16 protein-coding genes are annotated in these 17,201 nt (G+C 45.2%); 5 read left to right on the top strand and 11 right to left on the bottom strand.

Annotated features, from left to right (window positions below; translation table 11 throughout):
* Positions 1 to 7: 7 nt before the first annotated feature.
* Positions 8 to 220: a hypothetical protein gene (locus CHA6605_RS33490; RefSeq protein WP_157259713.1), complete on the top strand. Its 213-nt coding sequence runs from the start codon at positions 8 to 10 to the stop codon at positions 218 to 220.
* Positions 221 to 259: 39 nt separating this feature from the next.
* Here CHA6605_RS33490 and CHA6605_RS01530 read toward each other — a convergent pair whose 3' ends face one another.
* The gene (locus CHA6605_RS01530) at positions 260 to 1,021 is read right to left on the bottom strand and encodes a sucrose-phosphate phosphatase (RefSeq protein WP_015157792.1); all 762 of its coding nucleotides are present in this window, start codon (positions 1,019 to 1,021) and stop codon (positions 260 to 262) included.
* A gap of 390 nt (positions 1,022 to 1,411) precedes the next feature.
* On the opposite strand from CHA6605_RS01530, the gene CHA6605_RS01525 reads away from it, so the two are divergent.
* On the top strand, positions 1,412 to 2,014 hold the full coding sequence (locus CHA6605_RS01525; protein WP_015157791.1) for a peroxiredoxin: 603 nt from the start codon (positions 1,412 to 1,414) through the stop codon (positions 2,012 to 2,014).
* A 111-nt stretch (positions 2,015 to 2,125) separates the two neighbouring features.
* Here the strand turns inward: CHA6605_RS01525 and CHA6605_RS01520 are convergent, their stop codons facing one another.
* The 6 genes from CHA6605_RS01520 to CHA6605_RS01500 form a co-directional block, all read right to left on the bottom strand.
* On the bottom strand, positions 2,126 to 4,501 hold the full coding sequence (locus tag CHA6605_RS01520) for a GumC family protein (RefSeq protein WP_015157790.1): 2,376 nt from the start codon (positions 4,499 to 4,501) through the stop codon (positions 2,126 to 2,128).
* A gap of 260 nt (positions 4,502 to 4,761) precedes the next feature.
* Positions 4,762 to 5,661: a transposase family protein gene (locus CHA6605_RS01515; RefSeq protein WP_015157789.1), complete on the bottom strand. Its 900-nt coding sequence runs from the start codon at positions 5,659 to 5,661 to the stop codon at positions 4,762 to 4,764.
* A 222-nt stretch (positions 5,662 to 5,883) separates the two neighbouring features.
* On the bottom strand, positions 5,884 to 7,275 hold the full coding sequence (locus tag CHA6605_RS01510) for a UDP-glucose dehydrogenase family protein (RefSeq protein WP_015157788.1): 1,392 nt from the start codon (positions 7,273 to 7,275) through the stop codon (positions 5,884 to 5,886).
* 138 nt (positions 7,276 to 7,413) lie between these two features.
* Entirely contained in the window at positions 7,414 to 8,343 is a 930-nt protein-coding gene (locus CHA6605_RS01505) for a UDP-glucuronic acid decarboxylase family protein (protein WP_015157787.1), read from the bottom strand.
* A 73-nt stretch (positions 8,344 to 8,416) separates the two neighbouring features.
* The gene (locus tag CHA6605_RS36015) at positions 8,417 to 8,539 is read right to left on the bottom strand and encodes a hypothetical protein (protein WP_269744555.1); all 123 of its coding nucleotides are present in this window, start codon (positions 8,537 to 8,539) and stop codon (positions 8,417 to 8,419) included.
* Positions 8,524 to 10,152, bottom strand: a complete 1,629-nt coding sequence (locus tag CHA6605_RS01500; protein WP_015157786.1) for a WD40 repeat domain-containing protein — start codon at positions 10,150 to 10,152, stop codon at positions 8,524 to 8,526. The genes CHA6605_RS36015 and CHA6605_RS01500 overlap by 16 nt, the downstream gene beginning before the upstream one ends.
* Positions 10,153 to 10,572: 420 nt before the next feature.
* On the opposite strand from CHA6605_RS01500, the gene CHA6605_RS01495 reads away from it, so the two are divergent.
* Both CHA6605_RS01495 and purF read left to right on the top strand, forming a co-directional pair.
* Positions 10,573 to 10,860: a hypothetical protein gene (locus CHA6605_RS01495; protein WP_041547430.1), complete on the top strand. Its 288-nt coding sequence runs from the start codon at positions 10,573 to 10,575 to the stop codon at positions 10,858 to 10,860.
* Between the two features lie 238 nt (positions 10,861 to 11,098).
* Positions 11,099 to 12,595, top strand: coding sequence for an amidophosphoribosyltransferase (gene purF / locus CHA6605_RS01490; RefSeq protein ID WP_015157784.1), 1,497 nt, complete (start codon positions 11,099 to 11,101; stop codon positions 12,593 to 12,595).
* A 304-nt stretch (positions 12,596 to 12,899) separates the two neighbouring features.
* Here the strand turns inward: purF and CHA6605_RS01485 are convergent, their stop codons facing one another.
* Together CHA6605_RS01485 and murA are read right to left on the bottom strand one after the other, a co-directional pair.
* The gene (locus CHA6605_RS01485) at positions 12,900 to 13,535 is read right to left on the bottom strand and encodes a peroxiredoxin (RefSeq protein WP_015157783.1); all 636 of its coding nucleotides are present in this window, start codon (positions 13,533 to 13,535) and stop codon (positions 12,900 to 12,902) included.
* A 138-nt stretch (positions 13,536 to 13,673) separates the two neighbouring features.
* A complete protein-coding gene (gene murA, locus CHA6605_RS01480) occupies positions 13,674 to 15,008 on the bottom strand; it encodes a UDP-N-acetylglucosamine 1-carboxyvinyltransferase (protein ID WP_015157782.1) in 1,335 nt (444 codons plus the stop codon).
* A gap of 476 nt (positions 15,009 to 15,484) precedes the next feature.
* Between murA and CHA6605_RS33485 the strand changes: the two genes are divergently transcribed.
* Positions 15,485 to 15,646, top strand: a complete 162-nt coding sequence (locus tag CHA6605_RS33485; protein ID WP_015157781.1) for a hypothetical protein — start codon at positions 15,485 to 15,487, stop codon at positions 15,644 to 15,646.
* A gap of 75 nt (positions 15,647 to 15,721) precedes the next feature.
* Here the strand turns inward: CHA6605_RS33485 and crtR are convergent, their stop codons facing one another.
* A complete protein-coding gene (gene crtR / locus CHA6605_RS01475) occupies positions 15,722 to 16,630 on the bottom strand; it encodes a beta-carotene hydroxylase (RefSeq protein ID WP_015157780.1) in 909 nt (302 codons plus the stop codon).
* Between the two features lie 225 nt (positions 16,631 to 16,855).
* Positions 16,856 to 16,978 carry a hypothetical protein gene (locus CHA6605_RS36010; RefSeq protein ID WP_269744554.1) on the bottom strand — a complete coding sequence of 41 codons (123 nt, stop codon included), beginning with the start codon at positions 16,976 to 16,978 and terminating at the stop codon, positions 16,856 to 16,858.
* Between the last annotated feature and the right edge of the window lie 223 nt (positions 16,979 to 17,201).

Here is a 17,201-nt window from a genome sequence, read left to right as displayed (position 1 = left end):
ATGTGAGTTGGTTGAGTTGTGTTCTACAGCAGCCACTAATGTGCAAGTTGGGGTATATTTGTCAATTTGTCAAGGGGGGGATGACTGGATCGAGCGCGCTCTCGGTCAGGTACAGATCGCTCGATCGATTGCGCTGTGGATATTTAATACGATTACATCCAAAGTTAGCGACAAGATCGGGATCTTGATAAAACTCTACATGAAGGGAATCCAACTCTAGCTCTTCCTAAAGGAGGACTCCCCCACTAAACTTTGGTAACTATGCGACAAACCGAAAGTAATTGAGTCCTTCTAGAATACCTGCGGCGTAATCGGCAGCAGCTAAATAGTGGTAATCCACTGGATGGAGTTCGTACCATAACCGTAGCTCGGAATGGGCATTGCCGACAATGACACCGCGTTCTTTGCCATATTTAAATAGCGAAATATCGTTACCAGAATCGCCACATACTAGCGTCTGGCTCGGATCGATCTGCCAACGATCGCGTAAAAATTGCACGGCTTTACCTTTATCCCCATTACGCGGCAAAATATCCAAATCCTTACTACCACTATAGATAATTTCGACATCAAGGTTGCGATCGACCAGCAACTGTTGCAGTTGTGGTACCACGTCGGCGACTACACTCGGCGAGAGAAAGTAGCTGACTTTAAACGGACGTTGCTCGGCTGGCGGCTGGGGTTCTAAGTCAGCAAACCGACTGGCAATTTCTACAATTTTGTCGCGATGCCAATTGGTACTCAGTCGCTCTATCCATTCCGGATCGGGATTGTCCGAGTTACCGACGTACAATTCGGTACCTACCGCCGCAATTAAAGCGTCGGGAGCCAGCAGCGATTGCGCGGTCGCTAATTCTTGATACGATGCTCTCGATCGACCTGTGGCATACACTATTTTAGTCCCCCAAGTTTGACGATAGAGATCGAGGATCTGATTGAGTCGATCTAGCGAGCTGTCATTGCCAACGAGGGTCCGATCGAGGTCGGTGATAAATAACGATAAAGTTGTGAGAGAAACCATGTTAACTGAAAATGGCAAATTGATAGATATCGCTCGTTAGCTGTGGCTTTCCAGTGGAGATCGCGGACGCGGCAGATCTGAGAGTAGATTCCGCACAGCGGACGCTACGCGAACGCGGCAATTGTCAGCACTATTTTCCAGGCTAACATTTTTGTTGTCGGCTCAGAACCCCAACTCTAGAGAACTTAGTAAACTAGCTACTCCCTCGCTCTTGTCAAATTAGAGATCCACGATAGTGGATAGCTTGCACTGAGTGACAGTCGAAGTGTCGATCGTGGCTAGTGGCTAGCGAATTGTTGGCAGTGGTATGGGAATAGCTATTTATCACAAATTGTAAATATTTTCCAGACTCTTATCGGCAGCATCTAAATTTTCATAGAAAATAAATGTATGAATAATTACCATGAAAATTGCCTGAGAGTAGGTCAAATTGCCCCAGATTTTACGGCAACTGCGGTTGTCGATCGTCAGTTTCAGAAGGTTAAATTATCTAGTTATCGTAAGTACGTTATTTTATTCTTTTATCCCCTAGATTTTACGTTTGTCTGCCCGACAGAAATTATTGCTTTTAGCGATCGATATGCAGAATTTCAAGCTCTCAATACCGAGATTTTAGCTATATCGGTCGATAGTGAATTTTCGCATTTAGCTTGGATCGAAACCGAGCGTAAAATGGGCGGCTTGGGCGATATTAATTATCCCTTAGTCTCCGATCTCAAAAAAGAAATTAGTGCTGCCTACAATGTCTTAGATCCCGAAGCAGGTACAGCTTTACGCGGATTGTTTATTATCGATCGTGCGGGAATTTTGCAACATGCTACGATCAATAACCTTTCCTTCGGTCGCAGTGTCGATGAAACGCTGAGAGTCCTTCAAGCGATCCAACACGTTCAGGCAAATCCCAATGAAGTTTGTCCCGCTGACTGGCAACCGGGAGCCAAAACCATGTTTCCTAGTCCGAGCGGATCTAAAGCTTATTTTAAATCGGTATAATAGTTGAAATTAGTCCTGAAGATCTTCAATTTATACCAAAATATCACCGATTTCTCTAAGAAGTCGGTGATATTTTTGAGGTGATTATCATAATTTCAGCACGATCTTTTGCTATCTGCGATCGACGATCGATGTAACTTCTACTCCCTGTTGTTCGGGATTTAAGAGCTTAGACTTATCATTTTTTTCATGCAGCTCGTGGGAAGCATGATAGTACTGATAATATTTATTGTAGCCAGAATGATGATTTTCAACGCGGTTGATTGCCAATCCTAAGACGGGAGTTTTTCCAGAGGAAATAATATCGATACCGCGATCGATAATTTGTTTTTGGGCTACATTGAGGCTGACAATATATACCAAGCCATCTACTAAACTCGACAGCAATCGCGTATTGCTGACGCCAACGATCGGTGGTGTATCGAACAGAACGTAATCATATTCTTTACGCCACTCTTCCATCAAGCGAATCAATCGTGGTGAATTAAATAAGACGATCGAACTAACTGTTTGCTTCCCAGAAAACAAAACATGTAACTGAGATTCTGGGCTAACTTTAATTAAATCTTTCCAGTTGGAGCTACCGACGATCGCGTCGCTCAATCCATCTTCGATATCGCAATCTTCACGCTTAAATAGTGGTGAGTTAGCACACAACTGGGCAATGCTAGATTTATGCATATCGGCATCGATGAGCAAGACTCGATAACCCAATTCTGCAAGGGTATTAGAAGTATGGAAAACGATGGTTGATTTACCTTCTTTGGGTAAAGAAGAAGTCATGGCAATGATTTTACCAGCTTGCTTCTCTTCTCGATCGGATGTCAGGCCGATCCCCAATGCGAGGGTACGAATCGCCTCAACAAAACTCCAGTAAGAATAATCTTTGTTTTTACCTTTAGCTGTTTGCAGAAAGGTACCACCCCGCATTGAAGAAGATCGATCGAGATCGTCTACTCTTGGGATCAAAGATAATACTGGCATTCCAGTCATCGCTTTGACACTATCTGGATTATCTACACGATCGTCGAGTTTATTCAAACCTACCGATACCAGAATCCCCGCAAGCAAGCTACCGACGGCACCCATTCCTAATTGGCGCGGCACGTCAGGCGAGACGGGGAAATTGGGGTATTCTGGGGGATCTAATAACCGCCATGGTACGACTTGTTCGGCGTTGACGATTTTCAACTCCTGAACTTTTTGTAAGAATGCTGTCAATTCTTGCGAAGCAATTTGATATTCCCGCTGCATTTCGGTGTATTGTTTTTGCAGGCCGGGTAGTTGCGCGATCTGAGTTTGAACTTGTTGATATACTGCTTCCAAACTTTGAGCCTGTGCTGTTTGGGCGACTAAACTCGTTTCTAACTCGGCTTGTTTATTGGCTAAGTTTTGAGCTAAGTTGTTACCAAAATTAGATATTCCACCTTTGGTAAGTTCGCTATCTTCGACTTGTCGCTTGAGCACTTGTTGCGCTCGTTCTCTCAATAGTACTAGTACGCCATCGCGTTTTTCTTTGAGACTGACAACGAGTGGATTTTCGCTACTAAACCGAACGCTTTCCTGGTTGTATTTTAATTCGAGATCGTTGAGTTGCTTGAATAATTCTTGATATGCACTATCCTGTGTCAACATCGTGGTACTCAAATTACCTTCGGACGATAACCCTACTGAAGCCAGTTGTTTCTTTAATTCTTCGTATTGCTTTTGAGTTTGGTAATAAACAGAGCGAGATTCGTTAATCTTGGCGACGATACCTTGACGGTAGCCATCTAAGGCACCAGCAGAAGTTGCCGGATCTACAAATCGATATTTAATCCGAAACTGCTCGATTTGGGAAGCCGAAGCTTCTAAGCGTTTGCGCGAAGCTGGTAATTGTGACTCGATAAATTCGATCGAGTTATTGGTGCGGGCTTTTTTGGTTTTAATACTATAGTCGATGTAAACTTTACTTAAAGCATTGAGTACGGTGACAATTTCATTTTGCGACAGCGATGTGTAGCTGACGGTAAGCACGTTACTATCTGGCTTCGTTTGAATTGCCAATCCTGCCAAAACTTGCCCTACAGAAGGACGCATTTTAGGATCGGGAATCATGTTAATTGCTTGTTCGATCATGCTCCGACTTCTGAGCGATTGGGTAATCGTCTCTAGTGCGATCGTCCGATCTTCCGATTGCCCGTTAGAATCGACACCGCCTGCTAGTTTTTCGGCAAAACTATTGCCACCTTTGAGATCGATGGCGATTTGTACTGCCGATCGATAAATCCGTACTTGCTTCCAGGTTACATAACCGATTACACCCATCATCAGTGCAGTGGTAAATACCGAAGCATACCAATACTTACGTAAGCCATTGAGGATCGCACTCAAACTCACTCCTTCCTCTTGCCGTGCTTCGGGGAAGCCAGTCGGACGAGGTTTCACTGATTCTGGGGACTGCATTAGTCTGGGAGGATTAGTAAATTCAGGAAAGCTCTCTTTCATGTTGGAAGACTATTGATAGAACGAGTGGGTAATGAACCGCCAAATGGCTGAAGTAATTTGACTTAAACGAGTGTAATATCTAATAGACCTATCCTAAAACCTGTGTAGCAGACTCAGCATAGGTTCCGAACGATAGACACTTCACAGTGTATTCTATATGTTTCCCCAATCAGTTCTAGGAGTCCAGCTAATTACTATTAAAAACTAGCCCATTAATTGCCATTTTGTATTTTTTGTATTTACGAGCTTCTTTACTATCGTCAAACTGCTAAAATCAATGTTCCCAGTCGCAATCTAACTAATCCACATATTGTTAGTATTACTTCTTCATATTTATTCCCCTTCATCCGGAATCTTTCTTTGGCCGCCCTAAATATCTTGATTAGGCGAATGACATGTTCTACATATATTCTTTCACTAGATATTTCCTTGTTCACCTCTTTTTGTAGATCTGTTAATTCTTTTCCTCTTGGCTTCTTCTGAGGAATTTTGATATTAATACCACCTTGATATCCTTTGTCTCCGGTAAATTTCTGCTCAATATTAAATTTCTTTTGCTGTTCTCTAAATATACTAATATCACTAGTCTTACCTTGTTTGCCCACCTCTACATCGACTAAATCTTTTCCTGATGGTAATGTAATTACCTGCCCTTTAAATGTGTGTTGCTTTTTCTTTCCTGAATAATATTCTTTCTGCACCTGATTGTCTTCAGGTCTTTCTCTCGGCTGTTCCCAACTATCTACAATCAACTCATACTCGGCGAGCATTTCTTTCACCACTGCCAATTCTTCTCGGTCTTTTCTTGCTCCCTCTATTAGGCTAGATGGTAGTATTTTTCTCAGGATTTTTATCCAGTAATTAAATGTATCATTCGCTTCTGTTTTGGAAACACTAAATTGCAACCCTAGGATTTCAAATGTCGGCAAATGCCTTAGATAAAATACACACAAACATATTTCTTCCTCTAAGGTGAGTTTTTTAGGTCTCCCTCCTCCTTTTTTATTAATCCTAATCTTTTGTTTTTCATGTGCCAATCTTAATCTTTCTTCCTCAATTTTTGCAATCTCTACTAATGCCGACCACTGCTCGTAATTAATTCCGATAATTTGCTTTGTTCGTTCTGGATAGTTTTCAATATATTCTAGTGGATTTTTCATTATGGCTAAAATACTATTTTACGATTTTAGTGCCTTTTTTGTCCATGAATTATATTTCGGATAGGTCTAATAGGTGTCAATATGGATCATTCTAGTAACTTACCATCGGAATGCGATCGATTAACAATATTCGCAAAATAGTTATTTGTCTGCAAGTAGGTCTGGCAAATACATCCCATACTCAGTACTTTGAGATTATGTTACTGAGTATGGGCTTTAAATTTAGCAACCGATACCAATATGGTTGAAGCCTGCTTCGGCTAGCTTTGTTGGGGATAGAAAATTTCGACAATCAACTACGATGGGAGAGCGCATTAGCCCTGCTAGATGTTGATAGTTTATCTCTTGAAACTCAGACCATTCTGTCATTAGTACGAGCGCATCACTGTCGGTTGCTAATAACTGTGGGCTGCTAACCAAGTTAACATTAACTAGATGTGGATTGATTGAGGATTGAGGCGAAATAATTGGGTCGTATGCCTTAACTTTAGCACCAAGCTCGATCAGTATGTGGATTATATCAAGTGCTGGTGCATCTCGCAAATCATCCGTATCGGGTTTAAAGGTCAATCCCAGTAGACCGATCGTTTTACCTTTGAGAATTTTGAGTGAATTTTGCAACTTTTGAATTACGAGCGTTCGTTGCTGTTGATTGACGCTCACCGCTGCCTTGAGCAATCGCGCGTCATAGCCATAATCCGCCCCAGTGTGGATGAGTGCGGCTAAATCTTTAGGGAAACAAGATCCGCCCCAACCGATGCCAGCATTCAAAAATTTATTACCAATGCGAGAATCCAAGCCGATCCCTTTGGATACCTGCGTGACATCGGCACCTACCCGCTCGCAGATATTGGCAATCTCGTTAATAAAGCTAATTTTGGTAGCCAAGAACGCGTTGGCAGCATACTTGATCATTTCTGCCGAACCGAGGTCTGTTGCCAGTACGGCTACAGGTGGCAGACTAGTATCTTCAGCACACTCTCTGTCGATGATGGGTGAGTATAACTTTAGCATTAGGTCGATCGCTTGCTGGTTATTACTGCCTAAAACAATTCGATCGGGATTGAGCGTATCATAAATCGCCGAACCCTCGCGTAAAAATTCTGGGTTGCTGACGACGTCAAACTGCGGGGTCAATTGTGTGGGGGGAGGGGTATCGCCACCGCCGACGAGTAGCGGTTGTTTGGTGCGTTCGGCGACACCATCTAGCACCAACATTTTTACCCAGTCGCCAGAGCCAATCGGCACGGTAGATTTGTTGACGATTACTTTATATTCCCCGTTGAGGTGTTGACCGATGCCTTTGGCAACAGCTTCGACATATTGAGTATCGCTCGAACCATTGGGTAATGGGGGCGTCCCGACGGCAATAAATAGAATCTCGCCATGCTCGATACCCGCACCGAGATCGGTAGTAAATTGCAGCCGATTGGCAGCCATGGCCGATTTCATGATCTCTGACAATCCAGGCTCGTAGATTGGCGAGTGTCCGGATTTCATCAATTCTACTTTTTCAGGATTGTTATCTACACAAATGACATCATGGCCGATGTGTGCCAAACAAGCTCCAGTTACTAAACCAACATAACCAGTTCCGATAGTACAAACGCGCATTTAAATTTACCCCCAATTTAATTCTCGATTCAGTCAACTTTTAAACTCGCCAGTATCGTCGCTGCTCCGTCAAGCAGCTATCCAGTGGTGTGTTTCAATTTCGTATTATCAATTTTGGATATTTTCATCATAGATCGGTTAAACCTTTAGCCGTTGCGTAAATTCGGCAATCGTTTCAGTCAAACCTGTCTCTAGCGAGATTGTCGGCTCCCAGCCTAGCAATGTTTTCGCCTTGGTAATGTCTGGCTTACGCTGTTTGGGATCGTCTTGCGGTAATGGCTGAAAGATTATGTCTTGACCGGGGTTCATTCTATCGCGAATTTTTTGAGCGAGTTGCAGAATGGTATACTCTTCAGGGTTACCGAGATTGATCGGCCCAGTATGGTCGCCATCCATCAATTTCATTAAGCCATCAACTAGATCGCTGACATAACAAAAACTCCGAGTTTGGCTGCCTTCTCCATAGACCGTTAATGGTTTTCCTTGCAGAGATTGAGCGATAAAATTACTGACGACGCGACCGTCGTTTTCTAACATGCGCGGCCCATAGGTATTAAAGATACGTGCTACCCGAATCTCGACACCATGCTGGCGATGGTAATCAAAACTGAGAGTTTCTGCGATCCGTTTACCTTCGTCATAACACGATCGAATGCCAATGGTATTGACGTTACCATGATATTCTTCGGGCTGTGGGTGGACGTCAGGATCGCCGTACACTTCTGAGGTCGAAGCCAGCAAAAATCTAGCCTTGACGCGTTTGGCTAGTCCCAACATATTGGAGGTGCCCAGGAAACTGACTTTAGTAGTTTTAATCGGGTTAGATTGATAGTGTACGGGTGATGCGGGACAAGCTAAATGATAAATCCGATCTACTTCGAGGCGAATCGGCTCGGTAATATCGTGACGGATCGATTCAAAATTAGGATGACCGATCCATTTACTGATATTGCTTTTTGTTCCAGTGTAAAAATTATCTACACAGATTACTTCATGCTGCTCTTTCATCAGTCGATCGATCAGATGAGAACCAATAAAGCCCGCACCACCTGTAACTAAAATTCGCATAATCTAAAATTTTTAAATTTAATATGGGTTAAAAGTTCAATGGTAGTGTCTTCAGTATTATTCCCTAAGATTGCTAAATCGGCAACAACCAGTAGCACTTTTCCACCATTTGTTCGATGATAATCTTCAGTTTGGGCGGCGATCGAGCATCAGGACGATCGCGTAAATGGGTGAATTTACTTACACTCGCTGCCAAAGTTGGATCGTCCCATCAGCTCCGCCAATGGCAATTTGTTTGCCACTAGGCGCAATTGCCACAGACATCACCGACCGACCCGGATCGCCTTTAAGGATACTGCGCGCTTTATCGTGGAATTGGCGATCTGCACCGCGATACCACACCTTAGCTTTGCCATCGACGCTGCCCGTAATCGCATATTCACCATCTGGGCTAAACACGCAAGCATTTATTTGTCCGGCATGAGCTTTAATCGTCTGAGTCAGCTCGAACTGTGGTTGTCGATCGGTTTCGATGTTGTCGAGCTTCCAGAAGATTAAATAGCCATTAACCGTGCCAGCGGCGATCGTGCGGGAATCCGCACCGATCGCTAGCGAACCGATACAATTTTGATTGCCGCTAGACTTAATAATTAATTGCCCAGAAGTCAACGACCAAATCTCGATCGTTCCATCATCCCCCGTACTGGCGAGAAATTTCCCATCGGGACTCAGCGCGATCGCGGCTACTGGCTCGAGCGTGGCGATCGTGTTGGTAACCGTACCATCGGGGAGATGCCATAGGACGATCGTCCGATCGAAACTGCCGCTAATTAAAGTTTGACTGTCGGCACTAATTGCCAGCGACCTCACCGAGGCTTGGTGCTGGCTGAGGTTTTTGAGCAGAGTGCCAGTTTCGAGATTCCATAATTCGACCGTATCATCCCAACTACCGCTAGCCAGGAGTTTACCATCGGAGCTGACAGCCAGTGCAAATACTCCTTTAAGTCGATCTGTGAGCGTATGAAGTGCTGTTCCAGTATCGAGTTGCCAGACTTTAATCGTTTTGTCAAAACTGCCGCTAGCTAGCTTCGAGCCATCGGGAGTAAAGCTCAAACAGCGCACCCAATCATCGTGGGCGTTAATTGTCTGCTGGAGATCCCATGTCGGTTTCGACCACAGATCGCCGCTCAAATCTCCAGAGCTGAGACTTTCGGGAATTAACTCGCTCGACATCAAGTCTTCCGAAATCATTTCCAATAGTGGCGTAATATCGACCCCAGTATCATCGCCAAAATTGGTCTTGATATTAGGAGCCGGAGATCGAGTTAATTCGGTCGGCTCGAAGCCTAGTTGTGCGGACATCTGGGTCAGATGGCGTTCTAAGTATTCGACGCGTTCCGTCAGGGCGTTACTTTCGAGCAAATCGACGACATCTTTGAGACTGCCTTCAACGCCGCTAACGTGCTCCTGCATCGATTGCATTAGTTGCTTGTGGGTATCAAATTTCTGCTCCAGCAGACTTACATCTCGACCATTAGTGGCACCCAGCGCGACTGGCGTGTTTGATTGAGCGGCCATCGTTTGTTTGACTAGAGCGGTGGCAAAGCTGCGTGCTTGGGCGATTTCTTGCTGGAGAACTTCGCCTTGTTGTTGAAGTTCGCCATCGAGCTTGCGTTCTAAATTGCGATCGTGCAGGCGGAGAGCTTGATGCAATCGCCACCGATTGATCGCATTGAGAATCAGACTTGCGATGATGGGCACTACTGCGTAAATCCACGTCGAGGATGCAGCGGCGGCGATGGTACCGACTACGGCTACAGCGATCGCTAGATATTCACTCAGGTCTAGCCAATGCAGAGAATTTGACATTACAGTTATCGGTGATGAATTGTGGATGGCTCTCGGCTCGATCGTGCTGATGTTCTCTGGCGTGCTAGGAACCAATGAGCTAGACTAGCTGATGCTTGCGAGCGACAATATCGATGTGCCCAAAGTCAGTCAATCATATATTGAAGATCGATCCAGCCAATTAGCAACGGGATCTGGAGCTAGATCCCAAATGAAATTGAGAACTTTGAGAGTACATTTGTTGTGAGTTTTGGGTCTACGCCAAATACAGTCCTTCCCTAATGAATTTTTTTAGGCTCTGGTGACGATCGATTCCACTGGCAACAGCCTAGCAGCGTTGGTACAAATCTGGTAACCGAGCTGAATCTCGATTAGAGATATTTGGATCTTAAATGTTAGGAGTAGAAGATCGTGACGATTCTACCTAACTGCACGCTAATAATGCCACAAACTCGACTGCGCGGCAAGTCCGCAAAACTGACTTTCGAGCGCACGATCGCCAGCGAGATCCATTGCTACAAATTGAAACCGTTTGGCTGTTGCTATATTTATGCTACCCGCGCCGAGCGACCCATGAGCAGCTACTCGGTGCGAGAGTCAGTCACAATTTCTCAGAATTGCAGGTTGGTGTCCGCCGTCGAGTCGATCGCCACCGCTGCCCGTTCTCTGTGTTTATTCCCGATCGGCAATTTTCATGCTATCGTTAATGAATTATTAAGGATTGCTTAATAATATTTAAAGCCAACGACTTTCACCTAGTAATATTCAAATTATTTTCTTAAAATGTAAGTATTAAAATTACTTATGTTTAACAATCATTTTGAATATCGATCTTCAGCTCTAATTTTTTGGGTTTTAGCTGAGAGTCGATCGCAAAAATCTATTAGTACTGCTTTTCTTATCAAAAATAGCCCCGATCGCGCATCTACCACTCGTACTTAGCCACCCTTTACCACTAGAGCCATTCATGATTCCTGACGATTGCGACCCGAACGCCGATCTTTGTGCCGATCTCGTTCTACCTAATGATGATAACGCTGTCGATAAACCTGAAGAAGCCTGTGGGGTGTTTGGGATTTACGCGCCTGGACAAGAAGTTGCCAAATTAACCTATTTTGGTCTGTACGCACTCCAGCATCGCGGCCAAGAATCGGCGGGAATTGCTACTTTTGATGGCCAGCAGCTTCACGAGCATCGCGATATGGGACTGGTGTCTCATGTCTTCAATCCAGAGATTTTAGAGCAGTTACCAGGGCAGCTTGCGATCGGACATACTCGCTACTCAACTACCGGATCGAGTCGCCGTTGTAACGCCCAACCAGTAATTGTCGATACGATTCTAGGCCAACTTGCCCTAGCACATAATGGTAATCTCGTCAATACTGGGGCGTTGCGAGATTATCTAGTTGCCAGAGGGTGCGAACCGAGCACGACGATCGATTCAGAAATGATTGCGTTGATAATTCGGGAAGAAGTCAATGCGGGTAAAGGCTGGATCGATGCTACCATCGCAGCTTGTAGCCAGTGCGTAGGTGCTTTTAGCTTAACTATCGCCACTCCCGACGGGATTATGGCCATCCGCGATCCTTATGGCATTCGTCCGCTAGTATTGGGAGTGATGCCCGATCGTGTCAGTCATTATGTTGTAGCTTCCGAAACCTGCGCGCTAGACATCATCGGAGCTGACTACGAACGTGATGTCAAACCGGGCGAACTCTTGTGGATAACCGAGAAAGGGATCGAAGCGATTGATTGGGCACCAAAAGCGCAGCCGAAACTGTGTATCTTTGAAATGATTTATTTTGCCCGTCCTGACAGTTGGGTAAATGAAGAGAGCTTGTATAGCTATCGGATGCGGTTGGGCAAACAATTAGCCAAAGAATCCTTTCAGGATGCCGATATCGTCATTGGTGTACCTGATTCGGGCATTCCAGCCGCGATCGGATTTTCTGAGGTATCGGGGATTCCCTATGCCGAAGGACTAATTAAAAATCGTTACGTTGGACGGACATTCATCCAACCCACCCAAGAAATGCGGGAATCGGGGATTCGGATGAAATTAAACCCGCTCCGAGATGTCTTAAATGGCAAACGGGTAATTGTGATCGATGATTCGATCGTGCGTGGAACTACCAGTCGAAAACTAGTCAAAGCTTTACGCGATGCTGGCGCGACCGAAATCCACATGCGGATCTCATCGCCGCCTGTCACGCATCCTTGTTTTTACGGCATCGATACCGATACCCAAGATCAACTAATTGCTGCTACCAAATCTGTTGCCGAAATCGCCCAACAAATCGGTGTTGATACCCTTGCCTATTTATCGTGGGAAGGGATGTTAGTCGCCACCAACCAGAATCCTAAGAATTTCTGTTCGGCTTGTTTTACGGGCGATTATCCAGTCGAAATTCCCGATGGCGTGAAAAAATCTAAGCTGATGTTGGAAATGGGTGCTAGAGGGTAGATGGGAGACGGGGAGACGAGGGGACGAGGGGACGAGGGGACGGGGAGATGAGCCAACGTAAGCATCCCCTCTTTATTCCTTACTCAACCATTTACCATCCACTACCCCCTATCCATTACTCAAAGTTAATTCAATAAAAAACAGCCAGCAGGCTGTTTTTTTGTGAGTCAGATCGAAAGTTAATCGATCGACTTATCGATCGTTAATTATTTATGAGTAGTGCCGATTCGAGGTACGACCTAGCACTTTGCAAAACCTGCAATCCCCTCACACCTAAAGCCTAAAGCCTAAAACCTAAAGCCTATTACTTATCTGGCTGAGGAGTCATCCGCAGATAAGGCTTGAGTTCGGTGATACCTTTAGGAAACTTGACCTTGGCTTCTTCGGTAGAAATCGAGGGTACTACCACGCAATCACCGCCATCCGTCCAGTTAGCTGGAGTTGCCACGCTGTAGTTATCGGTGAGTTGGAGCGAATCGATGACCCGTAGGATCTCGTCAAAATTCCGTCCGGTACTGGGAGGATAAGTCAGGGTCAGACGCAGTTTCTTGTTGGGGTCGATAATGAATACCGAACGGACAGTCACCATGGCATTTGCATTAGGGTGAATCATGTCGTACAAGTCGGAAACTTTCTTGTCTGGATCGGCAATAATGGGATAGTTGAGTGCGGAACCTTGGGTTTCGAGGATATCACCTACCCAACCATTATGAGAATCTACATCATCGACACTCAGTGCGATCGGTTTAACGTTACGTTTGTCAAATTCTGGTTTTAATTTAGCTACTTCTCCCAATTCTGTCGTACAAACTGGAGTGAAATCTTTGGGGTGGGAGAAGAGAATTACCCAGCTATTTCCAGCCCATTCAAAGAAATCGATCTCGCCCTGGGTAGTAGCTTGGGTGAAGTTGGGAACGGTGTCCCCTAATCTTAGCTGCATAATCTATCTAAAAGAGGTGAAAGTGGACGGGAGCAACTTACGATCGTGCCACGAAGTTACCCCAATCTTCTAGTACTATACATGTTTATTTACGATCGAGTCTGTGGAGCAATCGTCACCGATCGGGGATCGTTGTCGTTACACCCGCACGACTTCATCTGCATAGCGATAGACAATTTCACCCTCAGCATTGACCCGTACCCGTTCGATTTTGGCTCCGAGATTGCGCATTTTGGCTTCGAGACAATCGTAACCGCGATCGAGGTGATGGAGGTCTTGAATCGTGGTTTTGCCTTGAGCGGCCAAACCAGCTAGTACCAGCGCAGCCGAAGCGCGCAAATCCGTTGCGGTGACAGTCGCACCCGATAATAACGGTACGCCTTCGACGATCGCATGATTGCCTTTGACCCTAATATTGGCACCCATCCGTTTGAGTTCGGCCACATGTTGGAGCCGATTTTCAAATACGGTTTCGGTAATGACACTACTACCTTCACTCACGGCGAGCATGGCCATAAACTGGGCTTGCATATCGGTCGGAAAAGCTGGATAAGGCAGGGTCTCGATATCCGTCCCTTTGAGCGTGCCCGTGGGAATTACCCGCATCCGATCTGGGGCATCTATGACTACTTTCGCGCCGATTTGATCTAACTTCGCGACTGCGGCGGTGAGATGATCGGGGATGACTGGATACAGACTCAACTCCGAATTGGTAATCGCGCCAGCCACCAAAAATGTCGCTGCTTCGACGCGATCGGCAATGATACTATAATCGGCCTCGTGTAGCTTATCGACGCCGACGATCGTAATCCGATCTGTACCCGCCCCGAAAATCTGCGCGCCCATAGCAATACAGAAATTGGCTAAATCGACAACTTCCGGTTCCTTAGCTGCGTTCTCTAAAATCGTCTCACCCTCGGCTAGCGTCGCCGCCATCATCAATGTTTCGGTCGCGCCGACACTTGGGTAGTCCAGATATATCTTCGCCCCTTGCAGGCGTTTGTTCGAGCCAGTCACAAAAGCATTGACAATTCCATGCTCGATTTCGACATGCGCGCCCATCGCTTGCAAGCCGCGAACGTGTAATTCTACCGGACGCGCGCCGATCGAGCAGCCGCCTGGTAATGGGACCTTAGCAACCCCTAACCGCGCTAAAATCGGCCCGATCGCAAAAAAAGCCGCCCGCAACTTGGAAACCAATTCAAAGGGCGGTGTATGACAGTTGAATCCAGTGGTATCGAAATCCAAAACTTCGCCATTACGCTCGATCTTGACTCCCAAGGCTTCAATAATCTGGCACATCTTATCGACATCGACCAGTCCGGGGATATTTTGGAGCCGACATCCAGTCGAGCACAGCAAGGCACCAGCCATGACAACCAAGGCGGAATTCTTCGCACCACTGATTTTGACTTCTCCAGACAATGGGTGTTGACCCCAGATGTGAATCACAGACTTTTCTGTTGCTAACATATTTTGGGTGGTGATTGTGCTACTGATATGTTTGTCCTCCAAATTCCAAGAGACTGTCGTGGTAATTACTGATTTTTGCTTAGATTTTACAGGAATTAGGTAATAAATACGATCGATATTCAGTATTCAAGCAGCAATCGCTCGTTGTGAAGTAATATTTGTTACCATTTTTTTTAAGCAATCGAGCACATTAAACACTATCTAGCCGCGTTAACAATGTGCTACTAGTTACAGTTTTATCGATCTGCGAGTTGCCGAAATAGCTGCTGTACTGACGATTGGCTAAATTGCCGATTACCGATATTATTCCCACCTCAAAGATAATAACTCTTCGATGACTAAAAAACTCACATTCGATCGCACTCGTTGCGACTGCTCGCTACCAACAGTCGGTATCCAGAGCAATTTTGCTAACTAATGTACAGCTTATAAGCTAGCTGTATGCGCGCTTTCTTTCAGCCGATGTCTAGCAGCTTATGCCTTTTTACGCGCGCTCGATCGTCCGCAAATCTTACCAAGAACTAGTATATTTAAGCACGACCGATGCGATGTTTTTGCTAAATTGCCAAAATGTGATGGCCAGAAAATCGAAAAACCAGGCTCAGCATTTGCATGGCCTGGTCGATGTCGATCGTTAGCTCGAGGGTACCGCAAACAAACAAGTATTCTCAAGCAATTACCTCTTGAATACCGCAATCTGACTTTAAATCTGACTAAGGATCGCTCGCCTCCTGACTCACTGGCTTGGGTTTGTGGTGAAACCTAATGCCTAAAAAGATGTCATAAACAAAGTGAAGAAAATCTTTACCCTGCAATAATCCTAGCGATTGATGGCATCCTTTTGATTCCAGTAATGGTTTGGTTGCCTGGTAGGCTGATTGATACTTATACCAGGGAATCGACGGCCATAAATGGTGGATCAAGTGATAATTTTGGCCGAAAATGAGGATGTTCAAAATCGGCCCTGGATAAACGCGAGCATTTTTCCACCGATCGCGCTCTTTGAAGGGACGATGGGGTAGATAATCGAAAAACAGCCCCAGTGCGATGCCGACGACTAATGCTGGTGAAAACCAAAAATCAAAAACGTAGGCAGTATAACCGTGTTGACAAGCCCAATAAATGACCAATCCTACTACCAGCCTACTGAGAAACCATTCTAGAAGTTCGTTTTTCCGCCACAGTTTGCGCTGGAAAAAGTAGATTTCGTGATAAAAAAATCTCGCGGCAATCATCCAGAGGGGGCCACCTGTTGAGACGTAATGATCCGGATCGTTATCGGGATCGTTAACGTTGGCATGGTGCTGGATGTGTACGCGCGTAAAGACTGGAAATGCAAATCCGAGCATCAATGCACTACCATGTCCCATAATTGCATTTGCCACCCGATTGGGATGAGCGGAATTATGAGAAGCATCGTGAATCACGGTACCTGCCATATGTAAAGCCAAGACATTGAAGCCGAAGCAACACCAACCTGGTAACTGCCATTGCCAATAGCCGATCGTCGAGATCGTCACTAAAGCAATTGCGCCAAAGAACATGAAGACGTTGGGATTCAAGTCATCAGGCGGTCCCAAAAATTCCCTAGGGACTCTGAGGGGCTGCTGCGCCTCCGACATTAGATTTTTGCTCCTTTATACATGGGATTAAGCTTTGCTTTCGTAGTATACGCTAATCCCAGCCGATGATAAAGATTTATGAAATTTTTTAAGCTAATGTAAATGCCCGGATCGGCCAAAATTGTCAGTTGAAGGATATTTTAAAGCTCGGGAATCTGATACTACTCATATTGCGCTCGATCTCATCAACCCATAGCTAATCCGCTCCCTATCGCAAAACCTCAATTACATCGCCGCCGCAGTAATAATCCTAACTAATCGATCGCGACGATCGGCTGAGGATTTATTATCTTTGACCGATCGAGCCAAATTCTCAAACTTCTGTCCTGTACAAGATGTATTTGACACGACTGCACAATAGCGATCGATTTAAAAATGGGCAACCCGAGGCTCGAACTCGGAACCAGAGGATTAAGAGTCCGTGACAGTTTGAGTCTATGAGAGCATTACAGAGATTTGAAAAGAAGTTTAACCCAATCTCGCCCCAATCGGTCAATGTTATCTGTTTATATTCTAGTTGTGATAATGCCATAATATGTAGTACTATTGATATTTGTTTGAACTGCTTGTA

It is taken from the genome of Chamaesiphon minutus PCC 6605 (genome assembly GCF_000317145.1).
Classification (GTDB): domain Bacteria; phylum Cyanobacteriota; class Cyanobacteriia; order Cyanobacteriales; family Chamaesiphonaceae; genus Chamaesiphon; species Chamaesiphon minutus.
The sequence above is the reverse complement of the archived record's forward strand: the minus strand, read 5'-3'. Positions and strand labels throughout refer to the sequence as shown.